This window comes from Paraburkholderia sp. (assembly GCF_035948235.1).
GTDB lineage: Bacteria > Pseudomonadota > Gammaproteobacteria > Burkholderiales > Burkholderiaceae > Paraburkholderia.
In genome coordinates this window covers 1-3,842 of record NZ_DASZJJ010000314.1, presented here as the reverse complement: position 1 = coordinate 3,842, position 3,842 = coordinate 1, and the positions used below count along the sequence as shown (strand labels likewise).

The 3,842-nt window shown below is 63.3% G+C and carries 5 protein-coding genes and 1 pseudogene; 2 read left to right on the top strand and 4 right to left on the bottom strand.

Features of this window, described 5'->3' with window-relative positions; genetic code table 11:
* The 4 genes and pseudogenes from VG320_RS27910 to VG320_RS27895 all read right to left on the bottom strand — a co-directional run.
* Positions 1 to 290: pseudogene (locus tag VG320_RS27910) on the bottom strand (ABC transporter permease); the annotation flags it as partial.
* Positions 291 to 395: 105 nt separating this feature from the next.
* A complete protein-coding gene (locus VG320_RS27905; protein WP_327203305.1) occupies positions 396 to 1,427 on the bottom strand; it encodes an ABC transporter substrate-binding protein in 1,032 nt (343 codons plus the stop codon).
* Between the two features lie 91 nt (positions 1,428 to 1,518).
* Positions 1,519 to 2,481, bottom strand: coding sequence for a flavin reductase family protein (locus VG320_RS27900; RefSeq protein WP_327203304.1), 963 nt, complete (start codon positions 2,479 to 2,481; stop codon positions 1,519 to 1,521).
* Positions 2,482 to 2,831: 350 nt separating this feature from the next.
* Positions 2,832 to 3,119 (bottom strand): putative quinol monooxygenase, encoded by a 288-nt coding sequence (locus VG320_RS27895; protein WP_327203303.1) that lies wholly within the window; start codon positions 3,117 to 3,119, stop codon positions 2,832 to 2,834.
* Between the two features lie 201 nt (positions 3,120 to 3,320).
* Between VG320_RS27895 and VG320_RS27890 the strand changes: the two genes are divergently transcribed.
* Positions 3,321 to 3,587 (top strand): hypothetical protein, encoded by a 267-nt coding sequence (locus VG320_RS27890; RefSeq protein ID WP_327203302.1) that lies wholly within the window; start codon positions 3,321 to 3,323, stop codon positions 3,585 to 3,587.
* A gap of 39 nt (positions 3,588 to 3,626) precedes the next feature.
* Positions 3,627 to 3,842: GNAT family N-acetyltransferase (locus tag VG320_RS27885; RefSeq protein WP_327203301.1), on the top strand; the 216-nt coding region annotated here is incomplete at its 3' end.

The window sequence follows — 3,842 nt, the reverse complement described above, 5'->3', positions numbered from 1 at the left end:
CAGGCGGTCGGGAAACCGATCGCGACCGTCACCACGGTCACGACGCCCGCCACCAGAAACGTATTGGCAAACACGCGCAGATAAGTGCTCGACCCGAGCAGTTGCGCGTAGTTGTGCAGGCCGGGCGTCGGCTCCATCACGCTGCGCAGCAGCAGCGACAGCACCGGCAGCACGAAAAAGACCGCAAGCAGCAACAGTGCGGGGGCCAGCAGCCGCGCGTTGCGCCAGTTGCGCCGTTTGGGCGGCGCGTCGACCGGCGCATGGGCGACGGTGCTCAGAACTTCAGGCATGATCTCTCCCGATCCGCTTGGAGGGACGGCGCGCGAACGCACGCCGTTATTCGCGTTACAGAGGCAATCGATTCGACGACTGGTTCGGCGATTGTTTCGTTATGCTTATTTTGCTTGCCACGCGTACCAGCGTTTGGCGATGGCATCGCGATTGGCGGCCCAGTACTTCATGTCCAGATTGATCTGCGACTGCGTGAACTGGTCCGGCAGCGTCTTCGCCACGGCGGGCGTCATCAGCGCGGCCGATTTCACGTTGATCGGCGCATAGCCGGTGTCGGTCGCGAACTTCGCCTGTGCCTGCGGACTCGTTGCGGCCGCAAGGAATTTGAGCGCCTCGTCGCGATGCTTCGCGCCCTTCGGGATCACCAGCATGTCGGCGGCCGTGAGGTTCTGGTTCCACGAAATGCCCACCGGCACGCCCGTGGCCTGCAGCGCGTGCAGACGGCCGTTCCAGAACATGCCCATCGACGCCTCGCCCGATGCAAGCAACTGCTGCGACTGCGCACCGCCGCTCCACCAGACGATGTCGCCCTTGATGGTGTCGAGCTTCTTGAACGCGCGGTCGAGATCGAGCGGATAGAGTTTGTTCGGCGGCACGCCGTCGGCGAGCAGCGCGATTTCCAGCACGCCCGGCGCGGACCATTTATAGAATGTGCGCTTGCCGGGGAATTTCTTCGTATCGAACAGATCGGCCCAGGTGGAAGGCTGCGCGCCCTTGAACGCCGACTTGTTATAGCCCAGCACAAACGAGTAGTAGAAGCTGCCCACCGCTTGCGGCGACGAAAAACGCGGGTCCAGTTCGTCCTTCTTCACCACCGAATAATCGATCGGCTCGATCAGGCCATCCTTCGCGGCGGCGTAGGCAAAGTCGCCCTCCACATCCACCACGTCCCAGTTGACGTTGCCGCTTTCCACCATCGCCTTGAACTTGCCATAGTCGGTCGGGCCGTCCATCAGCACGTTGATGCCGGTGGCCTGCGCGAACGGCTGCGCCCAGTTCTTCTGCTGCGACGACTGCGTGGTGCCGCCCCAGCTGGTGAACACAATCGGATCGGCGGCCAGGGCGGGCGCGGCCGCCAGCATCATCGCGCTTGCCGCGATCAGCGGCGCGGCGTACAGGGTCCATCTGCTGCTCATGACTTTCTCCACGGATCAAATGACTGCGAGTTGACTGCATGACAACGATGGCGCGATGACGTCGCGCGCCGGGTTTGGGTTCGGGCAGGGTTCAGTTAAGCGCGAGCGTCTGCACGGTGCCTGCTTCGCTGTCGCCGACATAGATGCCGAAGGCGTCTTCGTGGCGCTCTTTCACGTAACGTTCGAGCATCGAGCGCTCGGCGGGATCGGATAGCGCATCCCACGGCACCTGCGCGAGCGGCACGAAATGCAATTCGGGCGCGCTCATGCCGCGCTGCGCGACCACGCGGCCGCGATAGAAAATGCGCACGCCGCCATTGGCCCGATGTCGGGCCTGCGCCGACTCGAACACGGCAAAAATGAAGTCGAGGTGCGCAATCAGCCCCAGGCTCGCGAGCACACCGCGCAGACTCGCCGGATCATTGGCCGCTTCGAGCCGCGTGCCGTGCGGCAGGCGCAGACCGTCCGGCGTTTCGAGCAGCACGATGCCGTCCGCGTTTTCGAGGATCGCGCCCACCTGGGCGTGCTCGCTGGCCGCCGTCGCGGCGAGCGCGTCCTGCGAGAGACTGAAGCTCACGTAAGCGCCGCGGCAGTAACCAAGCGGCGACACGCCCGCATGCGCGAAATCGAGCACGCGACCAAGCAGGATGATGTGGTCGCCCGCGTCGATCATCTGATGCGTTGCGCAGTCGAAGTGAGCCGCCGCGCCGTGCATGACCGGCGCGCCCGTCGTGCGCGTCTGCCACGCGACCTGGGCGAACTTGTCGGGACTCTTCGAGGCAAACACGCCGGACACGTCCTTCTGATCCTCCGCCAGCACGCTCACGGCGAATTGCGGCGCCTGCGAAAACACCTCGAAGCTCGCCGCGCTCTTCGCGATGCAAACCAGCACGAGGGGCGGATCGAGCGACACCGACGTGAACGAATTGGCGGTAAAGCCTCGTGGCGTGCCGTCGGCCTGAATCGTCGTCACGACCGTGACGCCGGTCACGAAGGCGCCTAGCGCCTGGCGAAAGCCGGTCGTGTCGAAACTGGCGCAATGGGGTGTGCTCATCTCGTACTCCTTGGGGCGGCAGGCCCGCTTTTCTGCTGTCTGGTCTTCTCTCGGCTGCAAGTCGTTTTGCATGAGATTATGGTATGCCATGTTACGGCGGACAAAAAGGCCGTCAATATTATGGAATACCATGATAGGTAGAAGGATCGATCAGGAGATTTGGGGCGGGATGGCGTGAGCGCGCGCGACGAGGCGCAGGGGCGCCGACGCTGACGATCGGCCCGTGAAGCGGAATCTGGGGAATTGGGAGGGGAGAACCGGGGAGAGCAAACCGGCGACGCGCGCTGCTGTCACGTCGCCCGAATCTACTGCGAAGGAAGAAGCTGGATCTTCAGATTCCGCAGATTCGCCTAGACCTTCGTCAATCTCAGCACGGTCGCAGGACCGGCGCGAAACGCCTTGTTAGCCGCGTCGGCTTCGACCATGTGCGCAGCGATGTCATGAGCGCCCAGCGCGGCCTCAGATTCCCATGTCTCGGTCAACACGAACTGCTCTTCCCGACCGCTCACGCGATGCAGTTGATACTCGATGCAACCGGCTTCCGCACGCACCTTCGGCGCGAGTTGCTCGAACGCCTTCAGTTGTTCGGCCGATTTGCCCGGTTGAGTTTCGATCAGGACAAGCAGGGAAACGCTCATGAGGGTATTCCGATGTGTCGTTCAGGGGCTGGCCAATATACAGGAACGACCCGTGCGCGCCATTCGGCCAGCATGATCCGCGAGATTTTTGATTCGTCACGTCGCCGGCGAGGTAAAGCAATCCGCGCGCTCAAAACGCGAACAGGAAATGCGCGCCTCGCGTAACATGCCGTCCACTCATCGCTCAACTGTTCCACTGCCATGTTTGCCCTCATCGCCACCCTCGCCCTGCTCGTCATGATCTATGTTCACATGAGCATCCCGCGCTTCACGGCCACGCGCCGCAAGCGCTTCATCGCGCATGCCGTGTTGCTGCTGGTCGGGCTGGCGTTCGGCACGATTTCGGCGATGCTGTCCGGGACCATCGCGCCGCCGTGGGTGGTGATTCTGGGCGGCATGGGCGTGGTGCATCTGCCTGCGCTGTGCGTGCTCGTGCTCAAGCGCTTCAGGCACGAAGGGCAAAGCTGATCTCGCCTCACGTTCAACACGAGTAACGAAAAGACCAACATGTTCGATCCCGTCACGCTGACCACGGCGCGTCTGCGCATTCGGGCGCTGCGGCCAGGCGATGCGCCCGCGCTCTTCACGATCTGGTCCGACGCCGAAGCCATGCGCTATTTCTCGTTTCCCACCATGCGTCACGTCGACGAAGCCCATGCGCGCGTCGAAACCGTCCTCACGCGGGCAGCGGGCGGCAGGGACCTCGTGTGCGCGGTAGAAGCG

Bases quoted from the DNA above. Each gene is read 5' to 3' on its own strand.
- VG320_RS27895 (WP_327203303.1), bottom strand. From the start codon at position 3,119: ATGAGCGTTTCCCTGCTTGTCCTGATCGAAACTCAACCGGGCAAATCG.
- VG320_RS27900 (WP_327203304.1), bottom strand. From the start codon at position 2,481: ATGAGCACACCCCATTGCGCCAGTTTCGACACGACCGGCTTTCGCCAG.
- VG320_RS27905 (WP_327203305.1), bottom strand. From the start codon at position 1,427: ATGAGCAGCAGATGGACCCTGTACGCCGCGCCGCTGATCGCGGCAAGC.
- VG320_RS27890 (WP_327203302.1), top strand. From the start codon at position 3,321: ATGTTTGCCCTCATCGCCACCCTCGCCCTGCTCGTCATGATCTATGTT.